The organism is Paenibacillus maysiensis, assembly GCF_000520815.1.
Classification (GTDB): Bacteria; Bacillota; Bacilli; order Paenibacillales; family Paenibacillaceae; genus Paenibacillus; species Paenibacillus maysiensis.
Genome location: NZ_ASRY01000319.1, coordinates 45,499 through 62,367 on the forward strand (window position 1 = coordinate 45,499; position 16,869 = coordinate 62,367).

The 16,869-nt window shown below is 46.9% G+C and carries 12 protein-coding genes and 2 riboswitches; of the genes, 6 read left to right on the forward strand and 6 right to left on the reverse strand.

All coding sequences use genetic code 11. The annotated features are described in order from the left end of the window. Positions 1 to 4 precede the first annotated feature (4 nt). Positions 5 to 1,024 (reverse strand): 2-hydroxyacid dehydrogenase, encoded by a 1,020-nt coding sequence (locus tag L696_RS0125925; protein WP_025686231.1) that lies wholly within the window; start codon positions 1,022 to 1,024, stop codon positions 5 to 7. 17 nt (positions 1,025 to 1,041) lie between these two features. Further along, complete coding sequence (locus L696_RS0125930; protein ID WP_025686232.1) at positions 1,042 to 2,097, reverse strand: AEC family transporter; 1,056 nt, start codon at positions 2,095 to 2,097, stop codon at positions 1,042 to 1,044. A gap of 277 nt (positions 2,098 to 2,374) precedes the next feature. On the opposite strand from L696_RS0125930, the gene mmuM reads away from it, so the two are divergent. Further along, positions 2,375 to 3,322, forward strand: coding sequence for a homocysteine S-methyltransferase (mmuM, locus tag L696_RS0125935; RefSeq protein ID WP_025686233.1), 948 nt, complete (start codon positions 2,375 to 2,377; stop codon positions 3,320 to 3,322). Between the two features lie 203 nt (positions 3,323 to 3,525). Here the strand turns inward: mmuM and L696_RS0125940 are convergent, their stop codons facing one another. After that, a complete protein-coding gene (locus L696_RS0125940; RefSeq protein ID WP_025686234.1) occupies positions 3,526 to 5,829 on the reverse strand; it encodes a GDYXXLXY domain-containing protein in 2,304 nt (767 codons plus the stop codon). 369 nt (positions 5,830 to 6,198) lie between these two features. Here L696_RS0125940 and L696_RS0125945 point away from each other — a divergent pair, with 369 nt between their 5' ends. Then, complete coding sequence (locus L696_RS0125945; protein ID WP_025686235.1) at positions 6,199 to 7,176, forward strand: AraC family transcriptional regulator; 978 nt, start codon at positions 6,199 to 6,201, stop codon at positions 7,174 to 7,176. A gap of 88 nt (positions 7,177 to 7,264) precedes the next feature. On the opposite strand, the gene rhaD is transcribed toward L696_RS0125945, so the two are convergent. Genes rhaD through rhaB form a run of 3 tightly spaced genes read right to left on the reverse strand, consistent with a single transcriptional unit; the run spans position 7,265 to position 10,912 of the window. Next, positions 7,265 to 8,110, reverse strand: a complete 846-nt coding sequence (gene rhaD, locus L696_RS0125950; RefSeq protein ID WP_025686236.1) for a rhamnulose-1-phosphate aldolase — start codon at positions 8,108 to 8,110, stop codon at positions 7,265 to 7,267. A gap of 51 nt (positions 8,111 to 8,161) precedes the next feature. Further along, complete coding sequence (rhaA, locus tag L696_RS0125955) at positions 8,162 to 9,418, reverse strand: L-rhamnose isomerase (protein WP_025686237.1); 1,257 nt, start codon at positions 9,416 to 9,418, stop codon at positions 8,162 to 8,164. 12 nt (positions 9,419 to 9,430) lie between these two features. Continuing rightward, on the reverse strand, positions 9,431 to 10,912 hold the full coding sequence (gene rhaB, locus L696_RS0125960; RefSeq protein WP_025686238.1) for a rhamnulokinase: 1,482 nt from the start codon (positions 10,910 to 10,912) through the stop codon (positions 9,431 to 9,433). A gap of 291 nt (positions 10,913 to 11,203) precedes the next feature. Beyond that, positions 11,204 to 11,307, forward strand: a riboswitch (purine riboswitch). 157 nt (positions 11,308 to 11,464) lie between these two features. Between rhaB and L696_RS0125965 the strand changes: the two genes are divergently transcribed. The 4 genes from L696_RS0125965 (at position 11,465) to nikB (ending at position 16,854) form a co-directional block, all read left to right on the forward strand. Beyond that, positions 11,465 to 12,082: a xanthine phosphoribosyltransferase gene (locus tag L696_RS0125965; protein WP_025686239.1), complete on the forward strand. Its 618-nt coding sequence runs from the start codon at positions 11,465 to 11,467 to the stop codon at positions 12,080 to 12,082. Next, positions 12,076 to 13,383: a nucleobase:cation symporter-2 family protein gene (locus L696_RS0125970; protein ID WP_025686240.1), complete on the forward strand. Its 1,308-nt coding sequence runs from the start codon at positions 12,076 to 12,078 to the stop codon at positions 13,381 to 13,383. The genes L696_RS0125965 and L696_RS0125970 overlap by 7 nt, the downstream gene beginning before the upstream one ends. A gap of 530 nt (positions 13,384 to 13,913) precedes the next feature. Next, positions 13,914 to 14,115, forward strand: a riboswitch (cobalamin riboswitch). A 210-nt stretch (positions 14,116 to 14,325) separates the two neighbouring features. Next, positions 14,326 to 15,909 (forward strand): ABC transporter substrate-binding protein, encoded by a 1,584-nt coding sequence (locus L696_RS0125975; protein WP_025686241.1) that lies wholly within the window; start codon positions 14,326 to 14,328, stop codon positions 15,907 to 15,909. Between the two features lie 15 nt (positions 15,910 to 15,924). Further along, entirely contained in the window at positions 15,925 to 16,854 is a 930-nt protein-coding gene (gene nikB, locus L696_RS0125980) for a nickel ABC transporter permease (protein ID WP_025686242.1), read from the forward strand. Positions 16,855 to 16,869: the final 15 nt, after the last annotated feature.

A 16,869-nucleotide genomic window follows, 5' to 3' on the forward strand; every position in this document is an offset into this window, starting at 1 on the left:
CTAATTATTTCATAGAAAGAACAGGGAGCGGGACCAGATTGTCCGAAGATTGGGTTGTAATAAAATCATGGAAGTTGTCGTAGCTAGTTTCAATCATGTTGGATAACGCCGTAACGGTATTCGAGCCAGCATGAGGCGTTACCAAAACTCTTGGATACAGCTCCACAAGCTTCTGGATCGTTGGGTCCGGGAGCATTTGCCATGGATCAAATGCTCTGAAAAATAATTCATCTTCTTTAGGGAAGACATCCGTAGCGAAGCCTTCCAGATGATTGCTGAGCAAAGCGTCCAAAATGGCTTGGTTATCTTGTAATTCTCCACGAGAAGTATTGATAAGAATAGATCCCTTTTTCATTTTTGCTAAAAAGCTGGCGTTAATCATCTTGTCGTTCTGTCCCGGCAGATAAGGAACATGCACACTGACGATATCACTCTCTGCCAATAGCTCATCTAAAGTTGTGAATGGAATGACTTCCTTGGCTGCGTCAGATTGGTACACATCATAGCCAATAACAGAAGCTCCTAATCCTTTAAACAATTTGGCCTCCGTCAGACCAATGCGACCGACCCCGATAATCCCAACTTTACAGTTATGGATCTCTTTGCTGAATGTATGCTCATCCACAATAAAATTTTTGAACGAGCTTTTGGTAGTCATATAAGCGGTGTGTCGGAACAGCATCATTGCCAAAGTTAAGGAGAGCTCCGCAATGGCATTCGGAGAGTAGGATGGCACACGTGCCACCTTCATTCCGAATTCGCTGCAGGCATCCAAATCAATGTGGTTGATTCCGACCGTTCTGGTGAAAACATATTGAATGCCGTATTCCTTGAATTTCGTGAGATTCTCTCGATTCGCAGCGCAGTTTCCTCTTAACAAAACGGCATCATGATGCTGTGCCAATTCCGCATTGCCGGAAGTTAGCAGCTCTTCTACCAGCGTTAGTTGAAAGTTATATTTATTGAGGTCATGGAAATATGGTTTCTCATAAGAACGGACGCCGTAGCAAATTATTTTTAACATGTTGTTTTCCCCCTAATTTAGAAAATGCCAATTTTATCAATGATATTTAGCGTAATAATCCAAACTGGAATCATGACGACAGAAGTTATAGTTGATAGAAGCGATGCATTGGAAGTCAATATGGCTTCCTTATCGAAACTGATGGCATAGGCTGCGGCTACGGTAGCTGTAGGAGTAGCCATCATAATGACAATAGTAGATAAAGCGACAGTATCGACCGACAGAATATGGGATACAGTTAACAAAGCCAGCAAAACGATGTTAACAATGGGTACAAGCCAAACCTTAACTATGCTGTAATACCAAGAGGTCTTGTCAGTAGCTGCCGACTTGAAGCTGATCTCACCCAATGTAGAGCCAATCGATAACCAGGCTAATGGTGAAGCTAGCCCAGCAAGGTAGGTCATGGGCTTAAACAACCAGACAGCGGTTTGATCAATTCTTAGAAAAGCGAATTGCTGAATGGCCCCATCCTCTGTAGCTACGCTCATCTGTGGCAAATAACCCTGAAACAACCAAACAAACAAGCCTAGAAAAGTGGCGATAACGATCGGATTTAAAAACATGGTTTTGAGATTTTTAAGCTCCATTTTTAAGCCGCTCATTTTGATATAGCCATAGGAGTATAAGAAAATGCGGTAGCCTATGTTAAAAATGGAACTGTACATAACTCCGGTAGGACCGTAGATTGCCGCAACAATTGGAATTCCGAAAAAAGTAGTAGAACCGAAAATAGTTAATACCCGCAGAACATCCTGTTTATCTTTGTTGTAGCTCAGGAAGAAAGGTTTTGAAATAAAAATGAGAATAATATAAATTAAAATTCCCCATATTAAAACATTCATGCCTTGCTTTAATATTGTAGGATTAATATCCTGCATGAAAGAGTTAAAGGCTAGCGCTGGTAAAGCCACGGTTAAAACAACCTTGGACAGCAGCTTTCCTACTTGTGCTGTAAAAATTCCCTTCTTGCGGCAAAAGAAACCAAGAAGGATAATAAAAACGGTGGAAGCGATGGAACTGAGAATATTATTATCTGTTATGGTCGATGTAATCATTTGTAGTAAAGACATAGATAAAACCCTCTCTTGTACCTTTTTTCACAAAAGTGACTATGCAATTCCCTGATCTTTTGGCCAAAGTGGTTGGTTTGCACCTTTATAGTAAAATGACTTTGTGAAAAAAAGAACAATATCTAATTAATTTAACTTATGAAACTAATTTAAAAAATTTATACGTTACATCAGATGGGCAAATGAGAGGTACTCATCAACATACATGCTATAATATAAATCACTAAACCCAACTTAATTAGTGGGTTAAATAGAAAAGACGAGCAGGAGGGTCCACATGAATCCGATACAACATATACTGGACGAATTTCCGGTGATCGTGCTGGACGGCGCAATGGCGACCGAGCTGGAGCGTCATGGGCATGATCTGAACGATAGCTTATGGTCGGCTAAAATACTCCATGAGCATCCGGAGTCGATCAAGCGTGTGCATAGAGACTATTTTGAAGCGGGTGCAGACTGCGCGATCACTGCGAGCTATCAGGCTACCTTTGAAGGCTACGTCAAACGGGGTTTAAGCGAAAATGAAGCGCTGGAGTTGATTCAGTCCTCAGTACGGATTGCCGTACAGGCACGGGATGAATTTTGGGCAGATATTACGGCTGGTGCAAAACAACAGCATCGTCCCAAACCGCTGGTTGCGGCCTCCGTTGGCCCCTACGGCGCGTTTTTGGCGGATGGCTCAGAATATCGCGGTGATTATACGCTGAGCGAGGAACAGCTTGTGGAGTTCCACAGGCCGCGTATGAAAGCGCTGATCGAGGCGGGCGCGGACATTTTGGCCTGTGAAACAATACCATGTCTGGTCGAAGCCAAGGCCATCGCGCGATTGCTAAAGGAATTTCCCGGCACGTATGCCTGGATCAGCTTTAGTGCAAAGGATGGGCAGCACATCAGCAATGGGGAGTCTGCCGCCGCGTGCGCTGAATGGCTGGATAAACACGAGCAAGTGGCTGCTATAGGTATTAATTGTACTTTGCCGCAGTACATTCCATCGCTCATCCACGAAATGCGCAGTTATACGGATAAGCCTGTGGTGGTGTATCCCAATCTGGGGGAGGAATATGATCCGGTTACCAAGACATGGCACGGTACGAGTTGTACAGAGACGTTCGGGCAGAGTGCTCGCCAATGGTATGAAGCAGGAGCCCGTCTGATTGGCGGTTGTTGCCGGACTCAGCCGGAGGATATCCAAGGAATTGTGGCATGGTCGAGAGGCGCATAGGCGGGGCTGAACGAAGGATGAAGAAGGCAATTCATAAGGGGCGTTCTTCCACTGTACTATAAAAGTAAACAGGCTGAACCAAGTGGTTCTCCAGCAATGGAGGGCTTGGTTCAGCCTGTTTTTGTAATGACAAATAGTCTTTGTATCATGCAGGAGTGACGTACAACAGCGTGACAGCATCCCACTTGATACACGATCTCCGGTTAGCTGTCTGACAGTTGTTCCAGCAACGCATCTCCGTTCTGGCTTACCCGAATGTAGGCATAATGAGCGTTCTGTTCAACATTACGCCCGGTTCCCTCGGGGATGAAATAATTCTCAATACCGTACTGAATACGTGAACCATCCCATTGCCCATTCAGAATGACCTCATGATCAGCCAGCTTTTCGCCTTCCTGATACAGGCGGTCCGCGATGTATACTCCCTGGGAGCCAGGCGTGAGAACGACTTTAACCTTGCCCCGGTTCCAATGGTCCTGCGAAAAAGGGGTAGAGATATCGTAATTCAGCATGACATAATCGCCTTGTAACAGGGAGCGCGGGTCTACAGGGGCTAGTTTGAGCTTGATGGAAGCGCCTGTGGCAAGCAGGGTTTCACTTCTCACAGTCTGATAGCCGATTACCCCGAGCTGTAGCACGATGACTATGGCAATCAGGAGCGGACTTAAGCGCATGAAGCTAAAGCTGCGGTGGTCGGCATCAAACGCTGTCTTGCCGCTATGGGCCATCCGCCGATCCGCCCACCACGTAATTCCGAGTGCAATGACACCCAGCAGCGCCAGCGTAAAGGACTTATACAGTAGCGTCCACAACAAATCATAGTATTTGAAGCCAATAAAAATAAACCAGAACACTACGCTTGTGAAGGCCGCCGATTTTTGTTTTAGTCGGATGAAGGCAAAGACCATACCTGTAACGATAACAAAATAAAAAATGTTAATCAGCACATAAGAGTGTGGAATGACATCCTCAAAAAAGGTCGCCCATAACATAAACAGCAAGCTGAAAAATAAGGAGCTATCCCGGAGGTGTTCTTTTAACTCCGTCTTGAGTATAAAGTAGCTTATCCCATATAACACAGCATTGGCGATGAAAAGAGAGAAGATGATGAACTCATAGGTCCAGTTCCAAGAATCCCACTCCTGAAGCTGCTGAAAAAGAATGGTCGCCAGATTCAGGTTTACAAAGGTATAGGTAAAAAAGAGCTGCCTTTTCCCCTTGGAGCGAAACCATCCGGCGATGGAAACGATCAGAAATAATGCCGAAAGCAACGTCTGATCTGACCATAAAATGGCCACCCAGCCTGTAATATAACTGATCGTCAACAGGGTATAACGTATTACAGAATCCAGCTTGGATTCCGGAATGACAATCATCGAAATCATAAGCAGCAACGACACACCCAACAGTACATATTCGGTGTGGTTTACATTCGTGCTAATGTTAATCAGTCCGATCAGGGATATACTTCCAATCAGCACTCCAACCACTTTGATCACGCGGGATACGGTTTTGCTGATCCATTCACTGCTACGTTCCTCGGGAACGGTTGTCTCAGTCTTTGATGTACTGATGCCCGTTGTCTCCGTATTGGATTTTGCGATGTCCTCTTTGTCCTCGTTGGATATTTCCTCAGCTTCCGCCGGTGTTTTCCCCAAACGATTCAAACAACGGAAAAACCATACATTACCCGTCAACAGCAGCGCCACAAAAATCAACCCAAAGACAAAGAACAGCGATGAAGAGTACGCTTCCGCCAGCTCGATAAATTTAAAGACAGCAAAAGCGGAGGTCGCCAATGCATTCAAGGTGAGCAGCGTTTTACTCAGTCGGACCTTGGTAAACACATAAAATCCAATAGCGATTACAGCGATACAGGGTATGTTCATAATGAGACCATATTCATCCAGTGCAAAAGAGTTAGTCATCGTCAGCACGGCTATATGGAAAACGATAAAGCTCATATATTTCAGCGGTCCAGAATGTATACGATGAAGGAACGTCAATAGAAACAACACCAGATTGACCAGTGCGAACACTCCGGCAATGGACAACGATTCCAGTTCGCTATAAGACGTACTTTGCATCGTAGGGTAAAAATAAAGCCACAAACCGAAATGAATCAGTACAAAAGACAGCATATAAAAAGGATTGTAGCGGGTGATCCAGCTAAGTAACAGAGCCGGAATCGACCAAATTAAAAACAATCCGTAGCTGTCCGCATGGGAATTGTAAATTTGACCGAGCAACGCCACGGAAACGCCAAAGGCTATACAGCCAGCCACCAGAAATATATTCGACAGAAAGGCTTGCTGACCGGGAATAGCGCGTATACGTGCAAATACAAAGGACAAGCCATAGAACAGCACGATAAGCGCAGCAGCCAGCACAATTTTGACCGTCCGATCCAGTCCGCCCCAATTGGAGGCGAAAAAATAAATAATCGCGGCCAGTACCAGTGAGATGCCCAGCAGATAGCCCGTACGTATCGCATTGAATCGCAGCATTCGTTTCACGTACCTTTCCTGTTGGTTTGATGCCTATTATAGCGTTGAAAGGTCTGAGAACCAAGCAGGAATTAGGATCAGGTCATAAAAAAGGAGAGCCACCGATGGAATATCTTATTTAGGCTATATTGGATTTTTCATGGATATCCCCCCGGAATATTTATAATTTTTTTGTGGAGTATTACGATTTTTCCGAATAAAATTCTTAATAGTGTACTTTTATGTGCATTGTAATATTTTAGATATAAATGAGAACTTCTTTTTCTATACTTATATGATAACGCTTTTATTTAGGGTTATTAATACCGAAACACAAGTTGTTGACTGTCCAAACTTAAGGTTATAATAAAAGGAGGGGTGATGGGGCTAATGGAACATGATGAATTGGATCGCAAGCTGCGTGAATTGACGGCAAGTGAGGAAGCCTATCGAGAACATCCGTATCTGTCCGAGAAATATAACAGCATTAGACAGATTGAATATAACGGTCAAAAAGTGTTTGTGTTTTATTTGGAGGGCGGCAAAATCAAGATTACAAAGCACAGTCGATTTGCTGAGGTTCCTATGCATATCCACAATGATATTGAAATGAATTATGTCTATTCGGGGCAGTGTACACAGATCATCAACGATCAGACGGTGACATTAACGGAGGGCCGAATTTGTATTGTGGATGCCGGAGCGCCGCATGCGATTTTGGCGACAGGTGAGAATGATATTATCGTGAACATTTCAATGAGCAGAGAGTATTTCTCCACTTCTTTTCTAAGCCGCTTGTCCGGTCACAGCATGATTACGGATTTTCTGGTGAATGCGATTTCGGATAATCAGACGCATAACAGATACATTATTTTTCATTCTGAAAACAGCAGAAAGCTCGGTTTGTTTATGCGGGAACTTCTGTGTGAATATTATGATCAATCCCTGTGTTCTGAAGAGATGATCGACTGTTATATGGTTTTGATCTTTTCTGAACTATTGCGCGTATTCCAATTTGATACGAACCAGAAGCATGCCAAATCGTCTTCCCATCCATCCGTCATTGAGATTCTTCACTACCTGGAAGAGAACTTCCAAACGTGTACGCTTGCTTCTACAGCAGAGCACTTTAATTTCCACCCGAACTACCTGAGTGCGCTGCTTAAAAAATCGACCGGACGATCGTTTAAACAATTGATTTTGATCCACCGAATGACGCGTTCCTCGCTCCTTCTTTCCAATACAGATACACCCGTGTATCATATTGCGGCGGACATTGGCTATGATAATTTGAGCTTTTTTTACCGCAAATTCAAAGACTATTTCGGCGTAACTCCGAATGAATATAGAGAGCAGCATAAAGCGTGATATCCCTTAGGCATGACAAAGGCTCCATGGCTGGTTTGAGACGAGCCGTGGAGCATTTTGGGTTGTGAGCTATGAGGTCAGCCTATGTTTATACGTTCAGGATTCCTTCTTTTGGAGTAACGTTAAAGGCTTTAGCCAGATCCGCCAATTCCTGATCCGTAATCTGCTGCTGGATATCATGCTGTGCAATGAGCATATAAATTTGCGCCGCTTTTTCAATCGTTTCAATCAGGCCAAACGCTTCATCAATGGAGCTGCCTGTTCCGAAAATGCCGTGATGAGGCCATAATACGGCGTGATGATCCTTCATTTTTTTTGCCGTTTCGCGGCCGATTTCGCTGGAACCCGGTACCATCCAAGGGATTACGCCGATTCCGTCTGGAAAGACAACAATACATTCGGTACACATTTCCCACAGCGTTTTGGTGAATTTGTTTTCGTCCAGACTATGAATGAAGGTCATGGCAATAACATGGGTGGCATGATTATGAATCACAACACGATGGTTAGGATCGACCTTCAAGCGCTCAATGTGGCTCATAAAATGAGACGGCAATTCGCTGGTAGGTACCGCGTCATGCTTGAGGCCCCATAAGACCTCCAATTGCTCGCCATCCTGCGAGACACGAAGGACACCTAAATTGGCTTCCGGATCGGCAAGGACGTTCTTAAAATATTTACCTGATCCAGTGACGATAAAATATTTTCCAGCCAGCTCATTCACTGGAAAAGCAGGCTTAATTGTCCGAATGACTTGATGAATATCAAGATATTTGGCAACCTCTGCTTCATCCAGAATATAACTGACATTCCCACCGTTGCGTTCATCCCAGCCGAATTTCCACATGTTTTGCGTAATTTCCGCCATCTCGCGGACGAATGGAATATCCAGTTCTGATTTCCGTTCTTTTTGATTCTCCAACACAGTAGTCATGGATGATCTCTCCCTTTGGATGATATACATATAAGCTTATCAATGCAGTAGTTACCGTTTTAATAGTATGTGCTGTTCATAGTTCTTCACTTCGGTCAGCCATTCCTCACGAACGGGAACGCCGTTTTTAGCGCAATAGTAATCCCATACGGCACCAAACGGATACGATTTAAACTCTTCGACCAGGGCAAGGCGAGTGGTGAAGTCCCGTTCCTCTTCCGCCCGCTTTAATGCTTCAATCGGTTCGAGCATAGCGCGAAGCAGCGCTTTGATCGTGTTGCGTGTTCCGATGACCCATGCAGCCACATGATTGATGCTGCCGTCAAAGAAATCAAGGCCGATATGTGTTCGGGAAAGTAAATCTCCGCGAACCAGCTCACGGGCAATGTCGAGCAATTCGTCGTCCATCGTCACCACATGATCGCTGTCCCAACGGACGGGTCTGCTGACATGGAGCAGTAATTGATCGGTGAACATCAGCACGGAAGACAGTTTATTCGAAATGACTTCGGTCGGATGGAAGTGGCCGGAATCGAGACAAATGGATTTACCTCGCGTCAGGGCGTAGCCCATATAGAACTCATGTGAACCGACGACATAGCTTTCCGAACCGATGCCGAACAGCTTGCTTTCAACCGCGTCTATGTTGTATTCTTCACTGATTTTTTCGCTGAAAATCTCGTCCAGAGAATCCCGCAGGCGTTCTCTTGGAGCCAAGCGGTCAATCGGGGTATCCTTGTAACCATCCGGCATCCAGTGGTTGGTAACACATGGCTGACCGAGCTCTTTTCCAAAATGCTCTGCAATCCTGCGCGATTTTTTGCAGTGTGTGATCCAGAAGTTGCGAATTTCCGGGTCCTTGTGGCTCAGTGTGAAGCCGTCTTCCGCTTTGGAGTGGGAGAACAGTGTGGGGTTAAAATCAAGTCCGAGTCCCTGCTGTTTGGCCCAGTCTACCCAGTTCTGAAAATGGCGCGGCTCCAATTGATCCAGATCTACTTGTTCTGTAGTATCCGCATAGATCGCGTGCAGATTGACCTTGTGTTGACCCGGAATGAGCGATAGGGCCTTTTCTAGATCCTGACGCAGCTCATCCGGCGTGCCTGCTCTGCCTGGGTAGCTGCCCGTTACAGCGATGCCCCCGCTAAGCTGTTTGTCTTTGAACAGGAAGCCCTGAACATCATCTCCCTGCCAGCAGTGTAATGATATTTTGATCTCTGAAAGCTTCTGTAAAACGTCATCCACCTGAATACCGTGGCGGGCATACAGCTTTTTCGCTTCGTTATAACTGGCTTCAATGGCTTGATTCATGGTTTTACTCCTTTATCGAGATATCTGAATAGAGGATGCTGGTTGCTTCTTGAGACTCTCCCAGCGATCCAGAAGCCCTTCCAGTCCATTCACCGACCTCGGCTGATATAACTGGGTCGGGAAGGATTGGGCAATGACGTTGCCAGCAGCTTGGAGATCGTCAAGAGCGCCGGTACTGATGAGCTGCACGACAATATTACCGATGGCCGTAGATTCGGAAGGGCCTGCGTGAATCTCAATCCCCAAAAGATCGGCTGTTAGCTGACACAGTAATTCGTTGTTAGCGCCTCCGCCGACAATGTGCAATTGGGTAATGGTTTCGTCTGTTAAACGCTGTAATTCATGTAAGGCATCCCGGTAGCTTAAGGCCAGGCTGTCGAAAATACAACGGGCGAGCGAACCCGGTGTCCGGGGAATGGGCTGCCCCGTTTCCTCGCAGAACCGTTGAATTTCAAGGGTCATGCTATCCGGGTTTAAAAATGCGGGCAGGTTGCAGAGAACGAGACTGGCAAACGGCGTTTCTGCCGAAGCCAGTTGGGCCAATTCGGCAAAGCTATGAGTGGAACCGCCCTCTTTTCTTACCTCCTGAATCATCCATAGGCCCATAATGTTTTTCAGAAAACGGTATGTGCCGTAAGCGCCCCACTCATTGGTGTAGTTCGCCTGCATGGCTGCCTTGGTATTCAAGGCTTGGGTTCGTTCCATGCCCAGTAGCGACCACGTTCCGCTGCTAATATAAGCCCACGATGCTTCCCGTCGTGATGGAACACCCGCAACCGCCGAAGCTGTATCATGCGTAGGCACGAGGATGAATTGGCAGTCTGGAAGATCGTACTTCTGAACAAGCTCCGGCAAAATAGCACCTAACATCTGGCCTGGCTCAGCAAGCCCCGAAAATTGATTGCGCCGAAGCTGGAGCAGGGACAGCAGGTCCTCATCAAACTCTCGGGTGTTCACATTTAGAAGCTGCATGGTAGATGCGTTTGTCGTTTCATTGACCATGATGCCTGAAAGGCGATAGTACAAATAATCGGGTACCATCAATATTTTATCCGCCTGGGCAAGCTGTTCCCGATCATGAACGTACAGTTGATACAGTGTATTAAAGTTCAGTTCCTGAATGCCTGTTTTCTCATATACGTCTTCCCGGCTGATAAGCTGGTGCAGCTTGTCGGGTGCATGAAGGGTGCGTGCATCCCGGTAAGCGTATATCTCATGAATGCGGTGGCCTTCCTTATTAAGCAGTACATAATCTACAGCCCATGTATCGATGCCGAGCGTACAGGAATGAATCCCTTTTTGTTTCGCTTTTTGCAGTCCCTTAATAATCTCATTCAGCAGATCGTCGACATTCCAGTAATCATGTCCGTCTCTTTCGGTAAAGGAGTTGTTGAACCGATGAAGCTCTTGCAAGTGAAGACGGCCATCTTGCAGGGTTGCGTGCACGAACCTTCCGCTTGAAGCTCCAATATCAACAGCGAGATAGTTATCCATAACCAATCTCCTTTTATTTCTTAACTAACTCCATACTACTTCCGTTTATCTGTGTAGTCAACACAAACGGAAATATAATTTATGGTTTTATTTTTGTTTTTAAAATTATAAATAAAATATAATGTTGTTTTGTGTGGTTTTGCGTGTTTTAATATCTGTTTTCTACAATATATGTACCTTAACCGGAGGGGTACGCTGTTTTGTAACGTTCGAATCGTGGAATGTTCTTCAAGTGCCGCTGTTTGTATGAAAAATAGCCTTGAAACCGCCCGCCAGAGGGTGTAGTATACAAGATATCAATTTCATATGACTCGTATAATATTGGGGATATGGCCCAAAAGTTTCTACCGGACGACCACTGTAATCGTCTGACTATGAGTGATAGCGCATCGGCTTCGGATGAATGCGGGCATTTATTTGTGCGCCAATCCGTCAGGGATTACAACCCCAAGGACAGGCTTCACTTGAGAAACAACTCAAGGGAGCCTGTCCTTTTTTTGGTTTTGGCCGTTTTTATTCTATTTTAAAGTCAGAAGGAGCGATACCCGCATAATGAAAGCTTTAGAGGAACGTATTCGTCAAGAGGGACAGATTTTATCCGACACGGTATTAAAGGTAGATTCATTTTTGAATCATCAGGTGGATACAGCATTGGCGCTGGAGATTGGTAAGGAGTTTGCACGTCTTTTTAGCAGTGCTCCCATTACGAAGGTGCTTACGATTGAAGCAAGCGGTATTCAGTTTGCCATGGCCACTGCTATTGCATTGGGGGTTCCGTTCATTTATGCGAAGAAAAAGAAGGCAATCACGCTGAATGAGCAGGTATACTTCGCTGAAGTTCACTCGTTTACACGGCAGGAAACCTATCGGGTGAGCATTTCCCAAAAATATCTCGATGCCAGCGACCATGTGCTGATCGTGGATGATTTTCTGGCGACCGGCGCAGCATTGGTCGGACTTACGGATATTGTGAAGGAAGCAGGAGCGGAGCTGGCCGGGGTTGGCTGCGTGATTGAAAAGAGCTTTCAGGAAGGCCGTGGACTGCTGGAGCAAAGAGGCATTGCTGTGCGTTCTCTTGCACGTATCGCTTCGATGGCACCTGGCGAGGTTCATTTTATAGAAGAAGATGATACGGTGATTCCTTCTGTTAAGGAGAATGTGGGATGTTAAGCAAACAAAAGTTATTCGCGCTGGGCTTCCAGCATGTGATGGCGATGTACGCTGGAGCGATTGCCGTACCTCTCATTGTAGGGGGAGCATTGCATCTGACACCAGCCCAGATGGCCTATCTGGTGGCTGCCGATTTGTTCACTTGCGGGATTGCTACGTTATTACAGATTATGGGCACGCGGTTTTTCGGCAGTAGATTGCCTGTCATTCTGGGCTGTACGTTTACGGCGGTGGGGCCGATTATTGCGATTGCGTCGACCTCGAATTTGGCGACCGCGTACGGAGCCATTATTTTATCCGGTATATTCGTGGTGCTCGCGGCACCGCTGTATGGCAAGCTGCTACGCTTTTTCCCGACAGTGGTTACGGGGTCGGTTGTTACGATTATCGGTCTATCCCTCATTCCGGTGGCGATGAATAATGTAGCAGGGGGTCAGGGAAGCGCGGATTTTGGACAGCCGCGTAATTTGCTGCTGGCGTTAGTTACTTTGCTGGTTATTTTGCTTGTCAATCGGTTGGCAAAAGGCTTTTTGCGTTCGATTTCGGTGCTCATTGGTCTGTTTGCGGGTACGGTGGTCGCTTATGCGATGGGAATGGTGCATTTTGCTCCAGTGGCGCAAGCGTCTTGGGTAAGTGTTGCGCAGCCGTTTTATTTTGGTAAGCCTGAGTTTAGCATTATGGCAGTATGTACGATGATTATTGTTAATATTGTCAGCATGGTCGAGTCTACGGGCGTTTATTTGGCGGTAGGCAAGGCGATTGATCAGAAGGTGGAGCAGAAGCAGATCGTCAATGGTCTGCGCTCAGAAGGACTTGCGATTATGCTCGGGGGTATTTTTAATGCGTTTCCTTACACAGCCTTTTCGCAAAATGTAGGTCTGATTTCGCTGACACGCGTCAAATCGCGGAACGTTATTTTTGCTGCGGGTGGTATCATGGTTGTTCTTGGTTTGCTGCCCAAACTGGCTGCCTTGACGACAGTGATTCCTAATGCTGTGCTGGGCGGGGCGATGATCGTTATGTTCGGTTCGGTTGCTGCATCGGGCATGTCTATTTTGTCAGAAGTGGACTTGCGGAAGGAAAGCAATCTGCTGATCGCGGCATGCAGCATTGCGGTGGGCCTCGGCTCTGCCGTGCTGCCCCAAATGTTCGACCAACTACCGAGCTTTGCCAAAATGCTGCTGCAAAACGGCATCGTATCCGGCTCGATTACGGCGATTGTCTTGAACATCGTTTTAACGAAAAAACAAGCCGAATCGGTCAAAGGTGTGACGGTGTCGGAGGTTCCGCAGAAGGTTTGATAATTAGGATTAGAAAGACAGCCGGAGAGAGAGGTTGTAAACCTCTTTTTCCGGCTGTTTGGCATAGAGTTATTGATAAAGCCCTCTTCCTGTATGAAGATGGGGATTTGAGATTCTATTAGAAGAATTTGCTAGAGTGGTAGACAGAGGCGTGGTACGTTAATTTCGGAACAAGCGAAAACCCACCGCGTAATTAGGTTAGGCGCCTAACGGTGGGTTTAGCTAAGCATTTAGCGCGCCGTGGTGATCCACAGCCTTTCAAGTCCTAAGAGTCTTTGCCGTTGGTAGCGGCGAAGACTCTTTTTAGTATACGGACACGATGGGTATCTCTATACCTAATTTTATCACGTCCATTGCGTGCATGCAACGCAAAGTCATAGCCTTGATTCTCGCCGTATCGTTCAAATTTAAATTATTATGCGACATTTGTTGACAAGCCTGTAACAACAAAATAAGATAGTCCTAAATCGTAATGAAAAAGAATAAAGGAAGAAAACAGGTGTGAGCCGGACTTTCTATCTACAGGGTTTCGTTGAGATCATGTAGATGGTTGTTGTGCGTGCTCACTTAAAAGGGAAGTTCGGTAGATTCCGACACGGACCCGCCACTGTATACAGGCATCAGCAGGGTAACTGCTGTAGCTTTCAGAACAGCCACTGGAACTGTGAAGAACCGGGAAGGCCTGAAAGATACGCCTGGAGTCAGGAGACCTGCCTGTTTTAACATCACTGTCAGACCCACGGGATGCTGGGGAGGTGGTTAGGCGTGCTGCATACGGAATGTCTAAAACCGACCGATCCCCTTTTTTAGAGGGTACTGAGGGTGAGCTTTGGCATTTTATAATGAAAGCATTTCTGACTGCTGATCAAGCGGTCCGGAATGCTTTTTTCGCGTTTTGCGTTAGGTTTATATGATTTTATAAGTTAGAGGGGGATTCATCGAATGATAAGCAATCGTAAAAAGCGTTCATGGTCCATATGTACAGGGATGATGCTGCTGCTGGCAGTTATGGCTCTTGCGGGATGCTCCACAACCAATAAGACGGCGGACAGCACAAGCAAGGGCGAGAACATATCCGCACAACAGTCCACCACGGACAAAAAGCTGGTGATGGCGTATACGTGGAAGCCGTCAGGTGTTGACCCGCACGGAGATAATAGCTGGGATGTGATGCGATCCGGTGCAGGTGAGACACTTGTCCGTTTGAATGAAAAGCTGGAGCCTGTGGCTTGGCTGGCCAAGGAATGGAAGCAGGACAGTCCTACAGTTTGGACGTTCAGCTTGCAGGATAAAGTCACTTTTCATGATGGAAAAAGTATGGATGCAGCAAGTGTAAAAGCGTCTTTGCTGCGCTCTATCGAGAAAAGCCACCTGGCGAAGGATTTACTGAATGTGAAGTCCATTGATGTAAGCGGCCCGCTGGCGTTGAAAATTACGACAAACCAGCCGAATGCGGCGCTGGTGTCCAATTTGGCTGATCCATCGACGATTGTGCTGGATGTAGCGTCCATAAAGGATGAGCAGAGCTACCCTGCGATGACAGGTGCTTTTAAAATTAAAGCGTTCAACAAGGATCAATCCTTGGTCGTAGAGCGTTATGACGGATATTGGGGCGAGAAGGCCCGGCTGGCTGAGGCAACGATGAAGTTCATTACGGACGGCAATTCGCGCCTGCTGGCGCTGCAATCCGGCGAAGTAGATGTAGCGACCGATATTCCGGTGGATAACGCGGAGGTATTGAAAAAGAACGATAAGCTGCAAGTGCTGTCGGCTCCCTCTTTGCGCACGCATATGATCGTGTATAACATGAAGTCGCCTGTGTTCAAGGATGCCACGAACCGCAAAGTAGTGGACAGCTTGATACCACGTGCATCCATTGTGAGTGCGATCATGAGAGGCTATGGTACGGAGGCCAGCAGCCCATTCCCGAGCATTCTCCCCTTCGGCAAGGTCGAGCGTAAAGCGCTGGACGGAACGCCGGAGCAGCTATTGACGAGGGATGGCTGGAAGAAGGATGCCCAAGGCACATGGACCAGGCAAGGCAAGCCGTTCGAAGTTACGTTGCTGACCTTCCCTCAGCGTCCAGAGCTTTCGGTCATGGCTGAGGTGATTCAGAGCCAACTGCTGAAAGAGGGCATCCAGGTGAAGATCCGCAAGGTGGAAAATATCGACGAGGCGCTAACCAAAAACGATTGGGATTTTGCCATGTACAGCATGCTGACTGCCCATACGGGAGAGCCGCAATATTTTATGGATATGTTTTATTCCTCTAAAAGCGAAGCCAATGTAAGCCGTTATAGTTCCAAACCCCTGGATAATCTTCTTGGCAGCTTGAAGCTGGCGAAGGATACAGCACAGCGTAATGCTGTGACACTGCAAGCGCTGGATATCATTAATACGGATTTGCCGCAGTCATTCATTGTTCATCCGGATAACGTATTTGGGGCGAAAAAAGGGGTGAAGGGCTTCACGCCGCATCCGATTGAGTATTACTACATTACGGCGCAATCCGATATTGCGGAATAGCGGGCTGCATACCCTATGATTCGTTTTATTCTGGAACGTGTGGCGCAACTGGTCATCATTGTGTTCGTTGTATCTACGCTGACGTTTGTGTTGATGAGGCTGGCTCCCGGCGACCCTGCTACCATTCTGCTCACCGCGCATAATGTGCCTGCCTCTGAGGAGGCGCTGACGGCGCTGCGTAAGGAACTGGGCTTGAGCGAGCCGCTCCATATTCAGTATGTGAACTGGCTGCGGGATGTGTTCACAGGGCACTGGGGCACCTCCTATGTATCCAAGGAGTCGGTGCTAACCGAACTGTGGAACAGACTGCCCGCTACCGTGGAGCTGGCTTCGGCGGGCTTTGCCGTCATGACGGTGCTGACTCTTGGAATGGGACTGGCCGCCTCGGTAAAATCCAGCGGTTGGCTCGATCGTCTGGGAAGGCTGTTTGCACTGCTGGGATCGTCCATTCCCTCTTTTTGGCTTGGCTTTCTGCTGATTTACCTGTTCTCCGTCCGTTTGGGCTGGCTCCCATCCATGGGTCGTGAGGATTGGACTCATTTGGTACTGCCGGCTTTGACTCTTGGGGCAGGCTTGGGAGCAGTGCAAGCCCGTGTGCTGCGTGCTCAATTGCTGGAGCTGGGTGACCGGAATTTTGTGAAGGCGGCGAAGGCCCGAGGCTTTTCCCGCACGCATATTCTGTTTTTTGAGATATTCAAGCATGCGATTTTGCCGATCATTACGCTGTTAGGCACGAATTTGTCATTTATGCTGGCGGGTAATGTCATTGTAGAGACGATTTTTTCATGGCCGGGTTTGGGCAAGTATTTTATAGATGCGATCACGCAGCGGGATTATCCGGTGATCCAGGGGTATGTCATTTTTGCTGCATTTTTAATCGTAGGTGTTCAGTGTTTGGTGGATGTGGTCCAAGCGGCTGTAGATCCGAGGTTGCGTTTGCGTTAGGGGAGGAAGTTGAAA

What these genes read in the sequence shown, in the direction of transcription:
- rhaD (WP_025686236.1), bottom strand. Translation starts at nt 8,110, where the DNA reads ATGACTACTGTGTTGGAGAATCAAAAAGAACGGAAATCAGAACTGGAT.
- L696_RS0125940 (WP_025686234.1), bottom strand. Translation starts at nt 5,829, where the DNA reads ATGCTGCGATTCAATGCGATACGTACGGGCTATCTGCTGGGCATCTCA.
- L696_RS0125925 (WP_025686231.1), bottom strand. Translation starts at nt 1,024, where the DNA reads ATGTTAAAAATAATTTGCTACGGCGTCCGTTCTTATGAGAAACCATAT.
- L696_RS0125975 (WP_025686241.1), top strand. Translation starts at nt 14,326, where the DNA reads ATGATAAGCAATCGTAAAAAGCGTTCATGGTCCATATGTACAGGGATG.
- L696_RS0125930 (WP_025686232.1), bottom strand. Translation starts at nt 2,097, where the DNA reads ATGTCTTTACTACAAATGATTACATCGACCATAACAGATAATAATATT.
- rhaA (WP_025686237.1), bottom strand. Translation starts at nt 9,418, where the DNA reads ATGAATCAAGCCATTGAAGCCAGTTATAACGAAGCGAAAAAGCTGTAT.
- L696_RS0125945 (WP_025686235.1), top strand. Translation starts at nt 6,199, where the DNA reads ATGGAACATGATGAATTGGATCGCAAGCTGCGTGAATTGACGGCAAGT.
- L696_RS0125965 (WP_025686239.1), top strand. Translation starts at nt 11,465, where the DNA reads ATGAAAGCTTTAGAGGAACGTATTCGTCAAGAGGGACAGATTTTATCC.
- L696_RS0125970 (WP_025686240.1), top strand. Translation starts at nt 12,076, where the DNA reads ATGTTAAGCAAACAAAAGTTATTCGCGCTGGGCTTCCAGCATGTGATG.
- nikB (WP_025686242.1), top strand. Translation starts at nt 15,925, where the DNA reads ATGATTCGTTTTATTCTGGAACGTGTGGCGCAACTGGTCATCATTGTG.
- rhaB (WP_025686238.1), bottom strand. Translation starts at nt 10,912, where the DNA reads ATGGATAACTATCTCGCTGTTGATATTGGAGCTTCAAGCGGAAGGTTC.
- mmuM (WP_025686233.1), top strand. Translation starts at nt 2,375, where the DNA reads ATGAATCCGATACAACATATACTGGACGAATTTCCGGTGATCGTGCTG.